We start from the raw sequence: 16,732 nt of genomic DNA, 5'->3' as shown, positions 1-16,732 counted from the left end.
GGGCGGGCTCCTCGGTCAGGGCAGGGTGAGCAGGTCGGCGACGCGGGTGGGGGCGCCGGTCTCCAGCGAGCGGTTGGCGGCCAGGCCGGTGAGCAGCGCGAGCGCGCCGTCGCGGGCGGTGGCGGCCCGGCCGAGCGGGTCGGGTTCGCCGCCGAGCAGCACCCGGGTCATCCGGGTGTCCGCGCCGCCGTGCCCGCGCCGGGTCCAGCCCTCGACCGGGATCTGGACCGGCGGCGCCCAGAACGGGCGCAGCGTGAGCCGGGCCGCGCCCCGCTCGACGGCGGCCTCGTCGCCGTGCAGCGCCGCGCCCTTCAGTGCACCGGCGACGGACGGGCTGACGTGGTCGCTCTCGGTCACCTCCAGCTCCAGGCGGCCCCGGCTGCCGTTGACCATCACCCGGTAGCCCTCCCAGGGGGCGTACGCGGTCAGGTGGTAGGTCATGGTCGCGCCGGTGTCGTAGCGGGCGAGCACCGCGAGGTCGTCCTCGATGGTCACGCCGGGGGCGAAGACGTTGCGGTCGCGGTGGTAGCCGTCCTCGGCCTCGGCGTCGAGGTACAGCTCGCGCAGTCGCGGGTGGTCGGCCAGGCGCAGCGCGAACGGGTCGCCGTCGGCGGCGGGGGAGCCGTGCGCCCGGTCGTAGTCGCGGGCGTAGCCGTGCCGGCGGCCGTGGGCGCCGTAGAAGAACAACCGGCCGTACGCGTGCACCTCGACCGGGCGCGCGTCCAGCCACCAGTTGACCAGGTCGAAGTGGTGGCCGGACTTGTGCACCAGCAGCCCGCCGGAGACGGACTTGTCGCGGTGCCAGCGGCGGAAGTAGTCGGCGCCGTGGCGCACGTCGAGCAGCCACTCGAAGTGCACCGACCCGATCTCGCCCACCGCGCCGTCGGCGAGCAGCCGCCGGACCTGCTCGTGCAGCGGGTTGTAGCGGTAGTTGAACGCGACTGTGACGCGCCGGCCGGTCTCGGCGACCGCGTCCAGGATGCGGCGGCACCGTTCCGCGTCGACCGTCATGGGCTTCTCGACGATCACGTCGCAGCCGGCGCGCAGCGCCGCCGTCACGTACTCGTCGTGGGTGGCGTCCACGCTGGTCACCAGCGCCACGTCGACGCGCTCCTTGGCGAGCATCGCGGTGAAGTCGCCGGCCGTGTACGTGGGCACCGGCGACCGGCCCAGCTCGGCCAGCCAGCGGTTGTGCGCGTCCATCCTCGTCTGGTTGACGTCGGCGAACGCGACCAGCTCGGCGGTGTCGGCGTGGTCGAGCGCCAGGGCGCGGACGAACATCTCGGCGCGCGCCCCGGCGCCGACCAGGGCGTGGCGGACCCGTTCCCGGGCCGGTGGTGACATGACGTCGGCCTCCCCGGCAGTCGGCTGCAAAGGTTTGCAGCCGAAGAAACCACGACGATGGATACGTCGTCAACGGATGGCGGTCAAGCCGCCCTATCCATCCGCATTGATGAGGTTTCGCGCGCCCACCGGGACCGTCGCCGCAATCGAGCCGCAACAATGGACCGTTGACACGGGCGCAACCGTTTGCATTAATGGGCGGCACCCGTGACCCCCACCACATCGGACGAGGGAGCCCGCCGTGCCAGCCACCATCCGGGACGTCGCCCGCGCCTCCGGTGTGCACATCTCCACCGTGTCCCGGACGTTCTCGGCCCCGCACCTGGTCAACCCGGAGACCCGGGTCCGGGTGCTGGCCTGCGCGGAGGACCTCGGCTACCGGCCCAACCGGGCCGCCCGGGCCCTCATCACCGGCCGTACGCACAACATCGGCCTGATCGTGGCCGACATCGCCAACCCGTTCTTCCCGCCGCTGATCAAGGCGGCGGAGGGGCAGGCCCGGCACCGCGACTACCACGTGTTCGTCGCCGACACCAACGAGGACCCGGTCGCCGAGGAGGACCTGGTCCACGCGCTGGCCAAGCAGGTCGACGGCGTGCTGCTGTGCAGCCCCCGGATGAGCAACAGCCTGATCGAGCAGGTCAGCCGCGAGGTCCCGGTGGTGGTGATAAACCGCCAGGTCGCCGGCCTGCCCTGCGTGATGATGGACGTCGGGCAGGGCGCCCGGGCCGCGATCGAGCACCTGCTCGGGCTCGGCCACCGCCGGATCGCGCTGCTCGGCGGCCCACGCGGCTCGTGGACCGCCCGGGAGATGCGCCGCGCCGCTACCGCCGCCGCCCGCAGCGGTTCAGCGGAGCTGACCGTCCTCGGACCCAACCAGCCCACCGAGACCGGCGGCGGCGCCCTGGCCGAACAGGTGCGCCGCAGCGGCGTCACCGCCGTGCTGGCCTACAACGACCTGATGGCGATCGGCCTGATCGAAGGGCTGGACGCGCTCGGGACGCGGGTGCCGCACGACGTGAGCGTCGTCGGCGTCGACGACATCGCGCTGAGCCGGCTCACCCGCCCCAAGTTGACGACGGTGGCCACGCCGACCGCGGCCGCCGGCCGGACGGCCGTCGACATGCTGCTGCAACTCGACTCCGACGCGCCACGCGGCGCCCGGGGCCGGGGCGCGGCGGCCGGCGACCGTCGCACCACCGCACAGGTAATGCTCCAGACCGAACTGGTCGTCCGCGACTCGACCGGGCCCGTCCCCGCGCCCGGCCGGGACGGCACCGGGGCCTGAGCAGGTGGCCCGGGCCCGCACAGCACTGCGGACCCGGGCGGCCCGTGGACGGCAGCCGGTGACGTCGTCGCCTCCCACAGCCGAGGAGTGAGCGCAGATGCACCCCGCAACGTCCCCCACCGCCGGCGCACCCGCCGGGCGGCATCACCGTACCCCTCTGACCCGACGTCGACTCGTGCGCGGCCTGGCCGCCGTCGCGCTCGCCGTGCCCCTCGCCCTGGGCGCGGCCGGCTGTGGCGACGACGACGCCGGCGGCGACGGCGGCCCGGTCAAACTCTCCGTCTTCTGGTGGGGCGGTGAGGCCCGGGCCAAGCTCACCGAGGACGCCCTGGCCCTCTACACCAAGAAGCACCCGGACGTGACGTTCGAGAAGACCTGGCAGGCCAACCAGGGCTACTTCGACAAGCTCGCCACGCTCACCGCCGGCGGCAACCCGCCGGACCTGTTCCAGATCGACGACAACTACCTGGCCGAGTACGCCGGCCGCAGCACCACGCTCGACCTGGGCAGCTACCAGGACTCCGGCAAGCTCGACGTGTCGAAGTTCCCCAAGAGCCTGCTGGAGTACGGCGTGGTCGACGGCAAGCTCGCCGGGGTGGCCGCCGGGGAGAACACCCAGGGCCTGGTCTACAACAAGACGCTGCTGCAAAAGAACGGGCTGCCCGAGCCGACCACCGGGATGAGCTGGGAGGAGCACATCGCCTGGGCCGAGCAGGTGGCGAAGAAGACGAAGGTGCCCGGCACTCAGGACCCGAGCGCCGACTACAAGGCGCTCTGGGTGTGGCTGCGCCAGCAGGGCAAGGACCTGTACAACGGCAAGGAGCTCGGCTTCACCGCCGAGGACGTGACGAAGTGGTTCGAGCTGTGGAAGGGCGCGCGGGACCGGGGCGCCACCCCGAAGCCTGACGTCATCCACGAGGGCAACTCCAGCGACATCACCAAGCAGCTGGTGGTCACCGGCAAGTCGGCCACCTCCTGGGTGTGGGTCAACCAGATGCCGGACCTGAAGAAGAACACCAAGGACGAGCTGGGCGTGGTCGCGTACCCGGGTGACCCGAGCGGGCAGTGGGCGCGCGCCTCGATGTACTGGTCGGTGTTCAAGGGCAGCAAGCACAAGGACGTCGCCGTCGACGTGATCAACTTCCTGAACAACGACCCGGAGGCGGTGGCGCTGCTCGGCACCGACCGCGGTCTGCCGTCGAACATGGATCTGCGCGCCAAGGTCAGCGAGACCGCCACCGACCCGGCCATGAAGCAGTCCATCCAGGTCGAGTCCGACCTGGCGCAGAAGTTCGGCGCCTCGCCCCAGGTGCCGATCAAGGGGCACAGCAAGGTCAAGTCCGAGCTGGTCAAGGCCGCCGAGAACGCCCAGTACGGCCGCGCCACCCCGGCTCAGGCGGCCGAGCAGTTCGTCACCGCCTGCAAGTCCGCGATCGCCTGACCCCACGAAAGGACCGGTCCCGTGGCTGTCACCACGGCGCCCGGCCGGACCCCGCGCACCGGACCGGCCGGCCCTCGCCCCACGCGGCGTCGGGCCGGCCGGGCCCGGCTCGGCGAGGGCCTGGCGGGGTACGTCTTCCTCTCGCCCTGGCTCATCGGACTGATGGGCGTCACGGCGATCCCGATGCTGCTGTCGCTCTGGCTGAGCTTCACCGACTACGACATCCTCACGCCGCTGTCCGAGGTTCGGTGGGTGGGGCTGGCCAACTACGAGCGGATGTTCACCGCCGACCCGTCGTACTGGCACGCGGTGCGGGTCACGCTGACGTTCGCGCTGATCGCGGTGCCGCTGAAGCTGGCCGCCGCGCTCGGCGTGGCGCTGCTGCTCAACCGGGCCTGGCGCGGCGTCGGGCTGTTCCGCAGCCTGTTCTACCTGCCGTCGCTGCTCGGCGGCAGCGTCGCGCTGGCCATCGTCTGGGTCAACATGTTCAACCGGGACGGCGCGTTCAACTCGTTCCTCGCCCTGTTCGGCGTCGAGGGGCTGCCCTGGGTCAGCGACCCGGACTGGGCGCTGGAGACGCTGATGGTGCTGGCGATCTGGCAGTTCGGCGCGCCCATGGTGATCTTCCTGGCCGGGCTGAAGCAGGTGCCCACCGAGCTGTACGAGGCGGCGGCGGTGGACGGCGCCGGGGCGTGGCGGCGCTTCCGCGCGGTCACCCTGCCCATGCTCTCCCCGGTGATCTTCTTCAATCTGGTGCTGGAGACCATCAACGGCTTCCAGGGCTTCACCGCCGCGTTCGTGCTCAGCAACGGCACCGGCGGCCCTGTCGACTCCACCCTGATGTACACGCTGAAGCTCTACATCTCCGGCTTCACCGACCTGGAGATGGGCTACGCGTCGGCGATGGCGTGGGTGTTCCTGGTGGCGATCGGCGTGGTCACCGCCGTCTTCTTCAGCACCGGCCGGTTCTGGGTGCACTACTCGGACGGAGACGACTCGTGACGGCGCTTCCTGTCGCCCGCCGCCGGCCCGGCAGCGGCCGGAACGTGCTGCGGCTGGTCGTGCTCGTGGCGATCGTCGCGGTGGTGCTCTACCCGCTGTTCTGGATGCTCGGCACGTCGGTCAAGTCGCAGGCCGAGATCGTCAACAACGTCGGCCTGCTGCCGGAGGTGTTCACCCCCGGCAACTACGTCGACGGCTGGACCAACTTCGACATCAGCTTCGGCCGGTTCTTCCTCAACAGCGTGCTGGTCAGCGGGCTCACCGTCGTCGGCAACGCGCTGTCCTGCCTGCTCGCCGCGTACGCCCTGGGCCGGCTGCGGTTCCGGCTGCGCAAGCTCTGGTTCACCGTCATGATCGGCACGCTGCTGCTGCCCGGGCACGTGCTGATCGTGCCGCAGTACATCCTGTTCCGCAGCCTCGGCCTGGTCGGCGGCGACTGGCCGTACCTGCCGCTGCTGGTGCCGCAGTTCCTGGCCACCGAGGCGTTCTTCGTCTTCCTCATGGTGCAGTTCATGCGCGGCATCCCGCGCGAGCTGGACGAGGCGGCCACCATCGACGGCGCGTCCCCGTACGGCGTGTTCCGGCACGTCATCCTGCCGCTGAGCCGCCCGGCGCTGGTCACCACCGCGATCTTCTCGTTCATCTGGACCTGGAACGACTTCTTCCGGCAACTGGTGTTCCTGTCCAGCCTGGAGGACTACACGGTCCCGGTGGCGCTGACCCTGTTCATCGACTCGACCAGCCAGAGCGCCGTCGGCCCGATGTTCGCCATGTCGGTGCTGTCCCTGCTGCCGGTGTTCCTGTTCTTCCTGGCCTTCCAGCGGATGCTCGTCGAGGGCATCAACACCAGCGGGCTGAAGGGATGACCGCCGTGCCTGCCCGTGCCGACTGGCGGGACACGCTGCGCGAGGCGACCGACCTGGCGCTGCTCGGCTTCGCCGTGGCGCTCGCCGCGCTGCCGGTGCTCACGCTCGCCCCGGCGCTCGCCACCGCCAGTGCCGCGCTGCACGACAGGTCGGTCACCGGTTCCTGGCCCGACGCGCGGACCAGCCTGGCCCGGTTCGGCCGCGCGCTGCCCGCCGGGCTGGCGGTCAGCGCCGTCGCCCTGGCCGCCGTCGCGCTGCTCGCCGCCGACCTGGTCGCGCTCGCCACCGGCCGGGTTCCCGGCGGCGAGCCCGCGCTCGCGCTCACCGCCGTCGTGGTCGCGGTCCTGCTCGGGTACGCGGGCCTGGTCACCGTCGCGGTCGGGCGCAGCGGCGGCCGGGGCTGGCGGACGGCGGCGCGTGACGTGGCCCGCACCTGCCCGCAGCGCCCCGGCGTGTGGGCCGCCGCCTCCGGCATCTGTGCCCTCGCGGTGCTGCTGGGCGTGCTGGTCACGCCGGTCGCGGTGCCGATCCTCGGCGGGTACGCCCTCGCGGCGCTGCACGCGCTCGACGCCCGCCGCCCGGTCCCCGCCCCGGACCCGACGTGACCGCCGAACCCCGGCTGGTGGTGGACGGTGTCGAGGTGGCCCGGTACCTGGTCCGGCCGGAGCTGGACCCGCGCCACGGGCCCCGGCCGTACCTGCATCCGGTGCGGACCCGGGCCGGCACGCCGGTCACCGACGCGCTCCCGGCCGACCACGTCTGGCACCTCGGCGCGTCACTGGCCGTGCAGGACGTGGACGGCGTCAACCTGTGGGGCGGCCGGACGTACGTGCGCGGCACCGGCTACGCCTGGCGCGACGACCACGGCGTCATCGCGCACACCGGCTGGCGGGAGCGGACCGCCGACCGGCTGGACCACGACCTGGAATGGCGGGACCGGCACGGCCGGGTGCTGCTGCGCGAGCACCGGCGGATCACCGCCACCCCGGCCGGGGAGGACGCCTGGTGGCTGGACCTGTCCGCCACGCTCACCTCCGCCACCGGCGCCGACGTGCGCCTGGGCAGCCCGGCCACGAACGGCCGCCCGGGCGGTGCCGGCTACGGCGGCTTCTTCTGGCGTGCCCTGGCCGACGGGGAAGCGCGGGTGCGCACCGCCGAGGCGGCGGGCGAGGAGGCGGTGAACGGCTCGGCCGCGCCCTGGCTGGCGTTGTCCGCCTCCGCGCCCGGCGGTGGCGCGTACACGCTGGTGTTCACCGGTCTGGGGCCCGGTGACAGGTGGTTCGTACGCACCGCCATGTACCCGGGCGTCTGCGTCGCGTACGCGTTCGACACCCCGACGGTGGTCGCGGCCAGCCGGCCCCGGCACAACCGGCACCGGGTGCTGGTCGCCGACGGCCACCTGGACCCGGACGACGTGTCGGCCCGCCTGGGGGTGACGCCGTGAGCCCGGCGGGCGGGCCGGAGGTGGTCTGCGTGGGCGAGACGATGGTGGTGCTCGCCCCTGACGACGGCGGGTCGCTGGAGCGCGCGGCGCGGCTGACCGTCGGCGTGGGCGGCGCGGAGTCGAACGTGGCGGCCGGGCTGGCCCGGCTCGGGCACCGCGCGGCGTGGGTGAGCCGGGTCGGCGACGACCCGTTCGGGCGGCGGGTGGTGGCCGAGGTCGCCGCCGCGGGCGTGGACGTCAGCCTGGTCACCGTGGACCCGGACGCGCCGACCGGGCTCTACCTGAAGGATCCGGGGCCGTACGGCACCCGCGTGCACTACCACCGCGCCGGGTCGGCCGCGAGCCGCCTCGGTGCCGCCGACCTCACGCGTTCCGGGCTGGCCGGGGCACGCCTGCTGCACCTGTCCGGGATCACCGCGGCGCTCTCCGGCACCTGCCGTGACCTGCTCGTATCAGCGCTGGCCGGGCGGGCGCTGCCCGGCGCGCGGGTGAGCTTCGACGTGAACCACCGCCCGGCGCTCTGGCCCGCCGACCGGGCCGGGCCGGTCCTGCGCGGCCTGGCCGACCGCGCCGACGTGGTGCTGGTCGGGCTGGACGAGGCGGCCGGGCTCTGGGCTGCGGACGATCCGGCCGACGTTCGTGCCCTGCTGCCCGGCCCGGAACTGGTGGTGGTCAAGGACGGGCCGGTCGGCGCGACGGCGCTGCCGCGTACCGGGCCGGCGGTGTTCGTGCCGGCGCTGCCGGTGGACGTGGTGGAGCCGGTCGGCGCGGGTGACGCGTTCGCCGCCGGGTTCCTGTCCGGGCTGCTGCGCGGCCTGGACCTGCGCGCCTGTCTGCGGCTGGGGCACCTGACCGCCGCGCCGGTGCTGGTCGTGCCGGGCGACACCGCGCCGCCGCCTGATCCGGAGACGATCGCGCGGGCGCTGGCGCTGCCGGAGACGATGTGGACCGCGCAGGTCAGGGGAGGGAGTGGGAGATGAGCGGGCACGACTTCGAGGCACTGTTCGGCGACGCGCGGGTGATGGTGATCCTGCGCGACCTGCCTGTCGACGAGACGGTCCGGCTGGCGGAACTGGCCTGGGATCTCGGCATCGCCGTGGTGGAGGTGCCCATCCGTACCCCGGAAGCGGTGCCGGCGCTGCGCGCCGCGGTGACGGCCGGGCGGCGGCGGGACCGGATCGTCGGCGCGGGCACCGTGCGTACCCCGGCGCAGGTCCACGACGCGGTGGCCGCCGGGGCGGCGTTCACGGTGGCGCCGGGCCTGGATCTGGCGGTGGCCGACGCGGCGGCCGGTCTCGGCGTGCCGCACCTGCCCGGCGTGGCCACCCCGACCGAGGCGCAGCGGGCGCTCGACCACGGCCTGGTGTGGCTCAAGGCGTTCCCGGCGGTCAGCCTCGGCCCGGCCTGGTTCCGGGCGGTCGCCGGGCCGCTGCCGGAGGCCCGGTTCGTGGCCACCGGCGGCGTCGACGCCGGCAACGCGGGTGACTTCCTCGCCGCCGGGGCGCGCGTGGTGGCGGTCGGGTCGGCGCTCACCGACCCGGCGCAACTGCCGCGCCTGGCCACGCTCGCGGCCGGCGGCGCGGTCAGGTGACGGTACGGCCGGACGTGGTGGCGGTGGTCCGGATCGCCTTCACGATCGCCGGGATCGACCCGATCAGCAGCACCAGCGCCCAGATCAGCGCCACCACCGCGAACACCACGGCGCCCAGGTCGTCCAGGATGCTGACCAGGATCACCGGCACCAGGCCGTGCAGGAACTGCAGCGCCACTGTGCACAGCAGCGTGGTCAGCACCAGCGCGACGAGGCCCTTGTTGCGCAGGAACCGGGGCTGGGCGGCGAGCAGCAGCCCGGCCCAGACCAGTTTGAGCAGCAGCGCCAGCCCGAGCAGCACCGCCGCGTCGCCGACCGGGAAGAACCCCCACACCGCGAGGTACGCCAGCGTGCCGAACGGCGGCGCCAGGAACAGCGACACCATCACCGTCAGCTCGACGAACGCGACGACCAGCAGGACCAGCGACACCAGCAGCAGCACGATCGAGAAGACGAGCGTGGCCGCGCCCTGCACCCGGCCCTGCACCCGGTCCGGCAGCACCAGGCTCAGGCAGAACAGCCCGGTCGTCCAGAGCGCCACCACGTCGATCAGCGCGAGGTAGCCGATGCCCCGCCCGGACGGCTCGGACACCGCGCCGACGTCGCCCAGCTCGACGCCGAGCTGCCCGGCGCGCTCCCGCAGCGCGCCGCTCGCGTCGCCGCCGCCGGTCAGCGCCGCCGCGCCCAGCTCCACGCCGACCACGAGCGCCACCGCGAGCAGGGCCAGCAGCAGGAACGGCTTGCGCAACTCACCCATGCCGCGTCTCCGTCCCGGTCAGGACCGGGCCAGCGTGACCGAACATCCACCACCTCCCGGACACCGCAGGAGCACCTCGGTCTCCCGGTCAACAGCCACCTTCGCCACCGCCGGGCCGTCCGCGTCGGGCGCGACCTCGTCGGTGACCGTCACGTCCGCGTCGCCCGGCGCGCGGGCGGTCACCTCGAACGGTGTCGTGCCGCGCAGCACCAGCGTGCGCAGCGCGCCCGGGTCGGCCACCCGCAGCCGGCACACCGTGCCGAAGGTGAGCGTCACCCCGTCGGCGGTGGTGGCCGGTTCGGCGGCCGGCGGCAGGCAGTTCACCGCCACCGTCGCCGGGTCGACCGTCCCGGACCCGCGTCCCAGCCGGGCCAGCGCGCCCGGCCCGGCCGCCGGGTCGCCCCTGTCGTCGCGGCGTCCGGCCACCGCCACCACGTACAGCGCCACCAGCAGCACTGCCACCGCCACCAGCAGCACCTTCTGCCTGGTGGTCATGGCCGGACGACGGGCGTGAAGCGGATCTCGTCCACGCCCGCGAAGTACCTGTCGGTGCCCTGCGTCTTGCTCACCGCCACGAGCGTCAGCTTGTGCGGGCCGCGGGTCAGCTCCAGGGTCCCCACGTCCACCTCGTCGGTGCGGACCACCGTCGGGGTGAACCCGAAGAACGTGTCGCCGACCTGCCTCCCGTCGACCAGCCAGATCGTGTTCGCGTAGTCGAACGACGTGGTCCGCACGGTGGAGAACCGCCAGGTGCCGTCGGACGGCAGATCCACCTGCACGGTGACCCGGTCGCCGACGCCCCGGCCCAGGAAGAACAGCTGGGCGTCGCCGGACCACACCACGTCGCAGCAGTTCTTTTGCGCCACCACGTCCGCCTTCGCGCCGGTGGTGGACTGCACCGTCGCGCCGGAGACCAGCGTCTCCGCCTCCACGGTCACCGCGTCGGCCTGCGGCGGCGCGGGGGTGTCCGGTCCGCGGGTCACCAGCCAGGCCACCACCCCGGCCACGACCAGCACCAGCGCCGCGGCGGCCGCGATCCACGGCCACGGCGCGCGCTTCGGGGGTACGACGGCCCGCACGTCGTACGTGACCCGGCCGCTGGAGCGGGAACTCTCCTCCGGCGCGGTGTTCGCCGAGTACGCGAACCCGGTCATGTCGTAGCGCCGGGGCGGCGTGCCGGGCGGCACGGCCAGGCGTGCCAGGAACGACACCGAGCCCTGCCCGGGCACCACCCGCTGCGGCTCGGCCACGGTGAACCAGGCCCGCTGGCTGCCCTCGCCGGGCGCGACGTCGAAGACGACGGTGTCCGGCGCGGTGCCCGGGTTCGACACGGTGAACGTCAGCTCACCGCTGTTGCGGGCGTCCAGGGTGAACTGTTCGGCGGCGGCGACGACTGTCCATTCGGTGGTCATGACGGCTCCTCGGGCGGATCGTGGGGTGCGGGTACGTGCGCCCGGCCGACCGCGCGCACCGTCGCCACCCCGGCGGCGGGCTCGGCATCGTCCGGCTCGGGCGTGGGCGGCGGGCCCGGGTCGGGCGGGTCCCCGGTGACGACCTCGACGGTGACCGCCGCCGGTTTCTCCGCCTCGACGATGCGGGTGACCAGCGCGAGCCGGTCGGCGGCGGCCGGTGGCACCCGCACCACCAGGTGGAACGGCCGCTCCGGCGGTTCGTCCAGCACGAACCCGGTCACGCCGGTGGCCAGCTCCAGCGCGGTCCGCATGCCGTACGGGGTGCCGCGCCACCGGGCCAGCAGCGCGCCGTGCGCCACCAGGTCCCGCAGCCGGCCCGCCGGCAACGGCAGCGGCGCGTCGGCGCGGGGCGCGGCGACCACGTGGTCCATCGCCACCCAGCGGGTCAGGTACGCCACGAACCCGTCCGGCGTCCGGTACGCCCCGAACAGCGCGTCGACGTCGGCGAGCACCGCCTCGTCCGGGGCGTGCAGCGCCTCCATCACGTCCAGCAGCGCGCCCAGCACGCTGCCCGGGCCGGCGGCCCGCTGGTACGCGGCCGGCAGCAGCCGCTCAATCGCCGCTCGGCGCATCCTGCCGCACCACCTCGATGTCGTGCTCGCCGGAGCAGAGCAGCCAGGTGCCGGGGACGGTGACCACGTCGGCGGTGGCCTGGTTGGCGCTCGCCGTCCAGTCCTCGCCGTCGCCGCTGCGGAACACGCCGCGCTCGCCGCCGGCGAGCACCAGCCGCCCGGCGCCGGGCGTGCCGGTGGGCGCGGTGGCGGCGATGGTGTCGACCGGGACGAACCGGGTGCGGTCCCGCAGCGGCAGGCCGCAGTTGACCATCACCGGCGACCACTGCGGCTGCCCGGCGAGCGTGTCGAGGCGGACCACGCCGCCGCTCTGCGTCGCGGCGAGCGCGAGCGGGCCGCTGAACGCCAGGTCGCGGCAGGTGCCGCCGATCCAGCCTGATGCCATCGACTGCCACTTCACGTCCGACTCGAACAGCCGGGTGCGGTGGCAGCCCTGGCCGGGCTTCTTCGGGTCCGGCTCGCCCGCGCCGCACCACAGCAGCGTGGCCGGGCCGTCGTACTGGACGGCGAGGATCCGGTTGTCGACGTTGGCGAGGCCGACGTGGGCGAACGTGCCGGGCCGCCCGGCCGCGGTGGACAGGTAGACGCCGAATCCGGCCTGCGCGGCGACAGCCACCCCTGGTGCGCCGCGCTCGGAGACGAACGCGCGCACCGCGTAGAAGCCCCGGTCGGCGTCGGCCGGGTCGACCAGGATCTGCAACGGCACCGCGCCGGGTAGCAGCGGCACCTCGTACAGGCCCGCGTCGGTGGCCAGCAGCAGCGCGCCGGTGCCGTCCCGGTCGATCCAGGCCAGATCGCGTACGCCGGAGTCGAGGTCGGTCAGCAGCGTCCACGTCTCACCCAGGTCGGTGCTCAGCCGGACCCGGGAGCCGCCGGCGTCGCGGGCCGTCACCACCGCCACCGAACCGGCCCGGGGGACCACGCCGGGGCGTACCGGGGCGGGCGCGGGCACCACCCGCACCACCGTCTCGTCGTCGAACCGGCCGGCCGGTTCCCAGCCCGCCCCCGCGTTGGTGGAGCGGAACAGCACCGGGCCGCCGCCGGCGTACCAGGTGTCGGCCTGGTACTGGTCCACCGCCACGGTCCGTACCTGCGCGTCCGGCGCCTCGTCGACCACGAACCGCACCGACTCGACGTAGCGCACACCCGGCTCGGCGTGCTCCAGCATCCGGTACACGTTGGAGGCGCGCAGCGGCTCGCCGAACGCCCAGCCGACCGGGTTCAGCGGCGTCGGCAGCGGGCTGAGCGTCTGGTGCAGCCGGTCGTGGATGCGGCGGCGCACCGCGTCCACGTCCTCCTCGCGGCGCACCACCACCCGGGCCCTGATGGACACCGCCTTGTAGCGCGCCCAGCCGGCCCGCACCGCCGTACCCAGGGCACGGCGGCGTTCCAGGTCGGCCTCGACCCGGCGGCGGGCCTCCTCCACCTCGTGCTCGCGCAGCACCGCCACCGGCAGCCGGCCGCCGGGACGGGCCGCCTCCGGCACGTACGGCACCAGCACCACCTCGACCTCGCCGGGCCGGGCGAAGCTGTAGACGGCGGCCCGGGTGAACGCCCGCGCCCGCGCCACCGCCCCGGAGCCGGTGGCCAGGATCTCGAAGTCCCGGGCGGTCACCGCGCGCTGCTGGGCGAAGAACTCGTACGGCCCGCGCGCCAGCACCGACTCCAGCGTCTCCAGTTCCCGCCCACCGGTGGCCGGCTCCGGGTTGTCCACCTTCACCCCGGGCAGCGGGTCGCGCAGGCTGGTCAGCACGCCCGCCGCGACGTTGCCGGCCGGTCCGCCGCCGCAGCGGTACCAGAGCCGCACCTGCCGTCCGGCCGGCGGCACCGCCGCCACTGTGGTCGCCCCGGCAGCCCCCTCGACGGCCGGAGCGGCTTCGGTGTCCGGGCGCAGGTCCAGCGCCGGGGCGAACGTGACCACCCCGGAGGCCCGGTCCACCAGGTAGACCTTCGCCTGCGGGCCGACACCGGCGAAGCTGTCCACCGGCCGCCAGATCTCGTACGTGCGCCCCTCGTGCTCGCGGGCGGCCGCGCCCAGCTCCACCGAACCGGCCGGCACCTCCACCCCGAGTAGCAGATCAAGCGCCTCGGTGGTACGGGTCAGCGGCGCACGGCCGGCCCGCAACACCTGACCGGGCTGCCCGGTGCCGGTGCCCAGCAGCTCCGCCTCGACCGGCTCGCAGTGGTGCACACGTACCGTCGTCGTGGTCTCCCCGGCAGGCAGCACCGCCGGTTCGGTGGTCACGAAGACGACCGGCCGGGGGTCCGCGCCGCGGGCCGCGGCGACCCGGGTGCCGGCCGGCACCCGCACCGGGCCGCGGTCCGGGCCGGTACGGGTCAGGCGCACGTCCGCCCAGGCCGCCGCCGGTGGATGCCGGGTGACGCCGAGCAGGTTCAGGAACGCCACGTACGCCTTCTCCGGCAACTGGTTCAGCCGGTAGATCATCACCTCGGTCAGGTACGCGAACGCCTCCACCAGCGCCATGCCCGGGTCGTGCGCGGACAGGTCCGTCCAGTCCGGGCAGGACCGGGCGATGCGTTCCCGCGCCTCGGTGACCAGGTCGAGGAAGGCGCGGTCGTCCAGGTGCGGCACCGGCAGCGTCATGACGTGCCCTCCTCGTCTCCGGTTTCCTCGTCGGCGGGCAGCAGGTCGACGGAGAACACCAGGTGGCCGGGGGAGAGGCTGGCCCGCACCCGGTAGTCGAGCCGGATCACCAGGCGCCACGGGTCGTCCGGGTCGGGGCCGGCGTCCACGTCGAGCACCTCGACCCGGGGCTCCCAGCGCCGGATTGCCTGCCGCACGTAGTGGATCGCCAGCCCGGCGGTGGTGTCGTCGTTGGGCGCGAAGACGAGCCGGTGCAGCCGCGACCCGTACCCGGGACGCATCAGCCGCTCCCCGGGCGTGGTGGACAGCAGCAGGTACAGCGCCTGGCGTACCGTCTCGTCGCCGTCGGTCATGGCGAGCGAGCCTGCGGCGGTGAGCGCGAGACCACCGGCGCGGCCGGCGTCGAAGCCGGCGCCGACGAAGCGGAAGGCCCTCATGCGTCCGCCCCCAGGAAGCTCTGCCGCACGTCGCGGACCTGGTGGTGCACGGTGCCCGGCGGGGTGCCGTCGGTCAGGCCGTCCAGGTGCGACAGCACCACCGGCTGCCGGTCCACCCGCACCCACGTGCTGTAACCCACTGTCACGGTCAGCGTGTGCAGGCACGGTTTGATCGTCGGGCCGTAGTTGGGGCAGGCGGTGATGTCGCGCCCCTCCGGGTCGGGGCGGATCAGCACCGGCACGGCCTGGACCGTCACCCACTGCTGGGACGGGCGGTTGCTCACCCGCCCGTCGTGTCCGCAGGTGATCAGCGAGTCGCGGTGGATCCAGCGCATCAGCCACCTCCGGCGGAACGGGCGAGCGTACGGGCCTGCGCGGCGGCGGTCTCGGCGTCCTCGGCCGCCGGGGCGTGCAGGAAGTCGACGGTGCGGCCGCGTACCACGACGGCCCGGCCGGGCGCGGAGAGCACCAGGTCACCGGCGGCGTGCACGGTGGTCAGCTCGGGACGCAGCTCGACGAAGCTGCCCGCGTCGGTGGCCAGCCGCAGCGTGCGCCCGTCGTCGTCGATCACGATGGACTGCCCGGTGCCGGTCCGCATCGACCAGCGCCGCGAGCGGCCGGACACGATCCCGGTGTCGTACGGCTCGACCGCGCCGAACAGCGAACCGAGCACCACGCCCGAGGCCGGCTCGCCGCCGGGCAGCGCCACCAGCACGGTGTCGTCCGGATCGGGCAGCGCGACGATCCCCTTGCCCCGGCCCGCGCCCGGGCAGAGCACCGCGAGCCAGCCGGCGTCCAGATCGCCGTACGCGGGCAGCGTCACCCGGGCCCGGCCCAGCCCGTCCGGGTCGTCGACGTCGGTGACGGTGCCGAGCGTGACAGTCGCCGCCGGGGGCGCGGCCGACGGCGGCGGGCCGGGCGGCGCCGTGGAGAACCGGGTCAGGTGCCCGTCGGCGTCCACCGTGTGCACCACCTCGGTGAGCACGTACACCCCGGCCAGCGGCTCCGGGACGCCGGCCAGCGCGATCCGCCGGCCCGGCCGCAGCGCCGGGTCGCCCTCCGCGGTGCCCTCGGCGGTGACCAGCGCCGCCACCCGGGCGTCCAGCCCGGCCTGGGCCAGCGCGGCCAGCTCGTCGTCGCTGCGGCCCGGCTGGTCCACAGCGGTACGCACGCCGTCCGCGCCCACGTCGCCCGGGTCGGGGCGCAGCGGGATGCGCCGCCCGCTGCGCGCCTCGTCCGCGCGCTGGCTCAGCGGCTCGGCGCGCTGCGGGTGCCAGCCGAGCACTGCGCACTCCGCGCCCGCCCGGTCCAGGTTCTCGGTGATCCGCAGCGCGTGCACCGTCTCGCCGAGCGTCAACGGCAGCGGCTCCCCGTAGCCGTCCAGCGTGCACAGCCGCAACCGGTCACCGTCCACGCCGAGGTGCAGCCCGGCGCGACCGGCCACCTCGCACAGCAGATCGAGGTCGGTGTGCCGGTGCTGGAGCAGCCGGTCCAGGCGCGGCCCGTCGTCCTCGGCCGCCACGCTCAACCCCAGCCCGGCGCACAGGTCGGCGGCCAGCTCGGCGGCGGTCACCGACTCGAACACGCGCAGCTCCTGCCGCTTGCGCAGCCGGTGCAGCGGGTCGTACGCCCGGATCCGGGCCAGCGCGGCGCCGTCACCGGCGTACTCCCGCTCGACTGCTGTCACCTCGCCGGTGAACAGCGCCTCCGCCTGACCGTCGAGGCGGACGTCGAGGGCGGCGCCGGGGCGTACCGGAGGGTCGAGCGGACCCGCGCCGGGAGCGGTGGCGAGGGTCAGCTCGCACTGCGCCGGGCGGTCGAGGCGGGCGGCGACGCGGATGCCGCGCAGCCGGGCCGGGTCGGCCAGCGGTCGCCCGTCGACCGTGACCAGGGCGGCCCGGCTCACGGCGCAC

17 protein-coding genes are annotated in these 16,732 nt (G+C 74.5%); 8 read left to right on the top strand and 9 right to left on the bottom strand.

The features are described 5' to 3' along the window. Positions 1-15: 15 nt before the first annotated feature. Entirely contained in the window at positions 16-1,344 is a 1,329-nt protein-coding gene (locus KBX43_RS26500; RefSeq protein WP_043323555.1) for a Gfo/Idh/MocA family protein, read from the bottom strand. A gap of 241 nt (positions 1,345-1,585) precedes the next feature. On the opposite strand from KBX43_RS26500, the gene KBX43_RS26495 reads away from it, so the two are divergent. From KBX43_RS26495 to KBX43_RS26460, 8 genes are all read left to right on the top strand, one after another. Then, positions 1,586-2,632, top strand: coding sequence for a LacI family DNA-binding transcriptional regulator (locus KBX43_RS26495; RefSeq protein WP_043323558.1), 1,047 nt, complete (start codon positions 1,586-1,588; stop codon positions 2,630-2,632). A gap of 97 nt (positions 2,633-2,729) precedes the next feature. Further along, positions 2,730-4,073, top strand: a complete 1,344-nt coding sequence (locus tag KBX43_RS26490; protein WP_043323559.1) for an ABC transporter substrate-binding protein — start codon at positions 2,730-2,732, stop codon at positions 4,071-4,073. Between the two features lie 21 nt (positions 4,074-4,094). Then, the gene (locus KBX43_RS26485) at positions 4,095-5,075 is read left to right on the top strand and encodes a carbohydrate ABC transporter permease (RefSeq protein WP_064445732.1); all 981 of its coding nucleotides are present in this window, start codon (positions 4,095-4,097) and stop codon (positions 5,073-5,075) included. Beyond that, positions 5,072-5,941, top strand: a complete 870-nt coding sequence (locus KBX43_RS26480; protein WP_104114116.1) for a carbohydrate ABC transporter permease — start codon at positions 5,072-5,074, stop codon at positions 5,939-5,941. Before KBX43_RS26485 ends, KBX43_RS26480 begins: the two co-directional genes overlap by 4 nt. Further along, positions 5,938-6,546 (top strand): hypothetical protein, encoded by a 609-nt coding sequence (locus tag KBX43_RS26475; RefSeq protein ID WP_210887692.1) that lies wholly within the window; start codon positions 5,938-5,940, stop codon positions 6,544-6,546. Before KBX43_RS26480 ends, KBX43_RS26475 begins: the two co-directional genes overlap by 4 nt. After that, positions 6,543-7,385, top strand: coding sequence for a PmoA family protein (locus KBX43_RS26470; protein ID WP_166455937.1), 843 nt, complete (start codon positions 6,543-6,545; stop codon positions 7,383-7,385). The genes KBX43_RS26475 and KBX43_RS26470 overlap by 4 nt, the downstream gene beginning before the upstream one ends. Positions 7,386-7,414: 29 nt before the next feature. After that, complete coding sequence (locus KBX43_RS26465) at positions 7,415-8,365, top strand: sugar kinase (protein WP_307851589.1); 951 nt, start codon at positions 7,415-7,417, stop codon at positions 8,363-8,365. Continuing rightward, positions 8,362-8,976, top strand: coding sequence for a bifunctional 4-hydroxy-2-oxoglutarate aldolase/2-dehydro-3-deoxy-phosphogluconate aldolase (locus KBX43_RS26460; RefSeq protein ID WP_210887686.1), 615 nt, complete (start codon positions 8,362-8,364; stop codon positions 8,974-8,976). Before KBX43_RS26465 ends, KBX43_RS26460 begins: the two co-directional genes overlap by 4 nt. Here the strand turns inward: KBX43_RS26460 and KBX43_RS26455 are convergent. The 8 genes from KBX43_RS26455 to KBX43_RS26420 are packed head-to-tail and all read right to left on the bottom strand — an operon-like array spanning position 8,969 to position 16,725. Next, entirely contained in the window at positions 8,969-9,733 is a 765-nt protein-coding gene (locus KBX43_RS26455; protein ID WP_210887683.1) for a hypothetical protein, read from the bottom strand. The two genes, KBX43_RS26460 and KBX43_RS26455, sit on opposite strands and share 8 nt — an antisense overlap. A gap of 18 nt (positions 9,734-9,751) precedes the next feature. Further along, positions 9,752-10,228 carry a hypothetical protein gene (locus KBX43_RS26450; RefSeq protein WP_064445738.1) on the bottom strand — a complete coding sequence of 159 codons (477 nt, stop codon included), beginning with the start codon at positions 10,226-10,228 and terminating at the stop codon, positions 9,752-9,754. Next, the gene (locus KBX43_RS26445) at positions 10,225-11,145 is read right to left on the bottom strand and encodes a hypothetical protein (RefSeq protein WP_210887681.1); all 921 of its coding nucleotides are present in this window, start codon (positions 11,143-11,145) and stop codon (positions 10,225-10,227) included. Before KBX43_RS26445 ends, KBX43_RS26450 begins: the two co-directional genes overlap by 4 nt. Continuing rightward, the gene (locus KBX43_RS26440) at positions 11,142-11,777 is read right to left on the bottom strand and encodes a phage tail protein (RefSeq protein ID WP_210887678.1); all 636 of its coding nucleotides are present in this window, start codon (positions 11,775-11,777) and stop codon (positions 11,142-11,144) included. The genes KBX43_RS26445 and KBX43_RS26440 overlap by 4 nt, the downstream gene beginning before the upstream one ends. After that, on the bottom strand, positions 11,758-14,382 hold the full coding sequence (locus tag KBX43_RS26435) for a putative baseplate assembly protein (RefSeq protein WP_210887675.1): 2,625 nt from the start codon (positions 14,380-14,382) through the stop codon (positions 11,758-11,760). Before KBX43_RS26435 ends, KBX43_RS26440 begins: the two co-directional genes overlap by 20 nt. Next, positions 14,379-14,819 (bottom strand): GPW/gp25 family protein, encoded by a 441-nt coding sequence (locus KBX43_RS26430; RefSeq protein ID WP_064445742.1) that lies wholly within the window; start codon positions 14,817-14,819, stop codon positions 14,379-14,381. Before KBX43_RS26430 ends, KBX43_RS26435 begins: the two co-directional genes overlap by 4 nt. Continuing rightward, complete coding sequence (locus KBX43_RS26425) at positions 14,816-15,154, bottom strand: hypothetical protein (protein WP_064445743.1); 339 nt, start codon at positions 15,152-15,154, stop codon at positions 14,816-14,818. Before KBX43_RS26425 ends, KBX43_RS26430 begins: the two co-directional genes overlap by 4 nt. Continuing rightward, positions 15,154-16,725, bottom strand: coding sequence for a phage baseplate assembly protein V (locus tag KBX43_RS26420; protein ID WP_210887672.1), 1,572 nt, complete (start codon positions 16,723-16,725; stop codon positions 15,154-15,156). Before KBX43_RS26420 ends, KBX43_RS26425 begins: the two co-directional genes overlap by 1 nt. Between the last annotated feature and the right edge of the window lie 7 nt (positions 16,726-16,732).

It is taken from the genome of Micromonospora sp. C41 (assembly GCF_018070485.1).
In the GTDB taxonomy this organism is placed as follows: Bacteria; Actinomycetota; Actinomycetes; order Mycobacteriales; family Micromonosporaceae; genus Micromonospora; species Micromonospora chalcea.
Note: the sequence above shows the minus strand (reverse complement) of the source record. Positions and strands in the feature narration are given on the sequence as shown.

Coding starts and splice junctions, on each gene's coding strand:
- KBX43_RS26500 (WP_043323555.1), bottom strand. CDS start 1,344: ATGTCACCACCGGCCCGGGAACGGGTCCGCCACGCCCTGGTCGGCGCC.
- KBX43_RS26490 (WP_043323559.1), top strand. CDS start 2,730: ATGCACCCCGCAACGTCCCCCACCGCCGGCGCACCCGCCGGGCGGCAT.
- KBX43_RS26475 (WP_210887692.1), top strand. CDS start 5,938: ATGACCGCCGTGCCTGCCCGTGCCGACTGGCGGGACACGCTGCGCGAG.
- KBX43_RS26460 (WP_210887686.1), top strand. CDS start 8,362: ATGAGCGGGCACGACTTCGAGGCACTGTTCGGCGACGCGCGGGTGATG.
- KBX43_RS26455 (WP_210887683.1), bottom strand. CDS start 9,733: ATGGGTGAGTTGCGCAAGCCGTTCCTGCTGCTGGCCCTGCTCGCGGTG.
- KBX43_RS26450 (WP_064445738.1), bottom strand. CDS start 10,228: ATGACCACCAGGCAGAAGGTGCTGCTGGTGGCGGTGGCAGTGCTGCTG.
- KBX43_RS26445 (WP_210887681.1), bottom strand. CDS start 11,145: ATGACCACCGAATGGACAGTCGTCGCCGCCGCCGAACAGTTCACCCTG.
- KBX43_RS26440 (WP_210887678.1), bottom strand. CDS start 11,777: ATGCGCCGAGCGGCGATTGAGCGGCTGCTGCCGGCCGCGTACCAGCGG.
- KBX43_RS26435 (WP_210887675.1), bottom strand. CDS start 14,382: ATGACGCTGCCGGTGCCGCACCTGGACGACCGCGCCTTCCTCGACCTG.
- KBX43_RS26430 (WP_064445742.1), bottom strand. CDS start 14,819: ATGAGGGCCTTCCGCTTCGTCGGCGCCGGCTTCGACGCCGGCCGCGCC.
- KBX43_RS26425 (WP_064445743.1), bottom strand. CDS start 15,154: ATGCGCTGGATCCACCGCGACTCGCTGATCACCTGCGGACACGACGGG.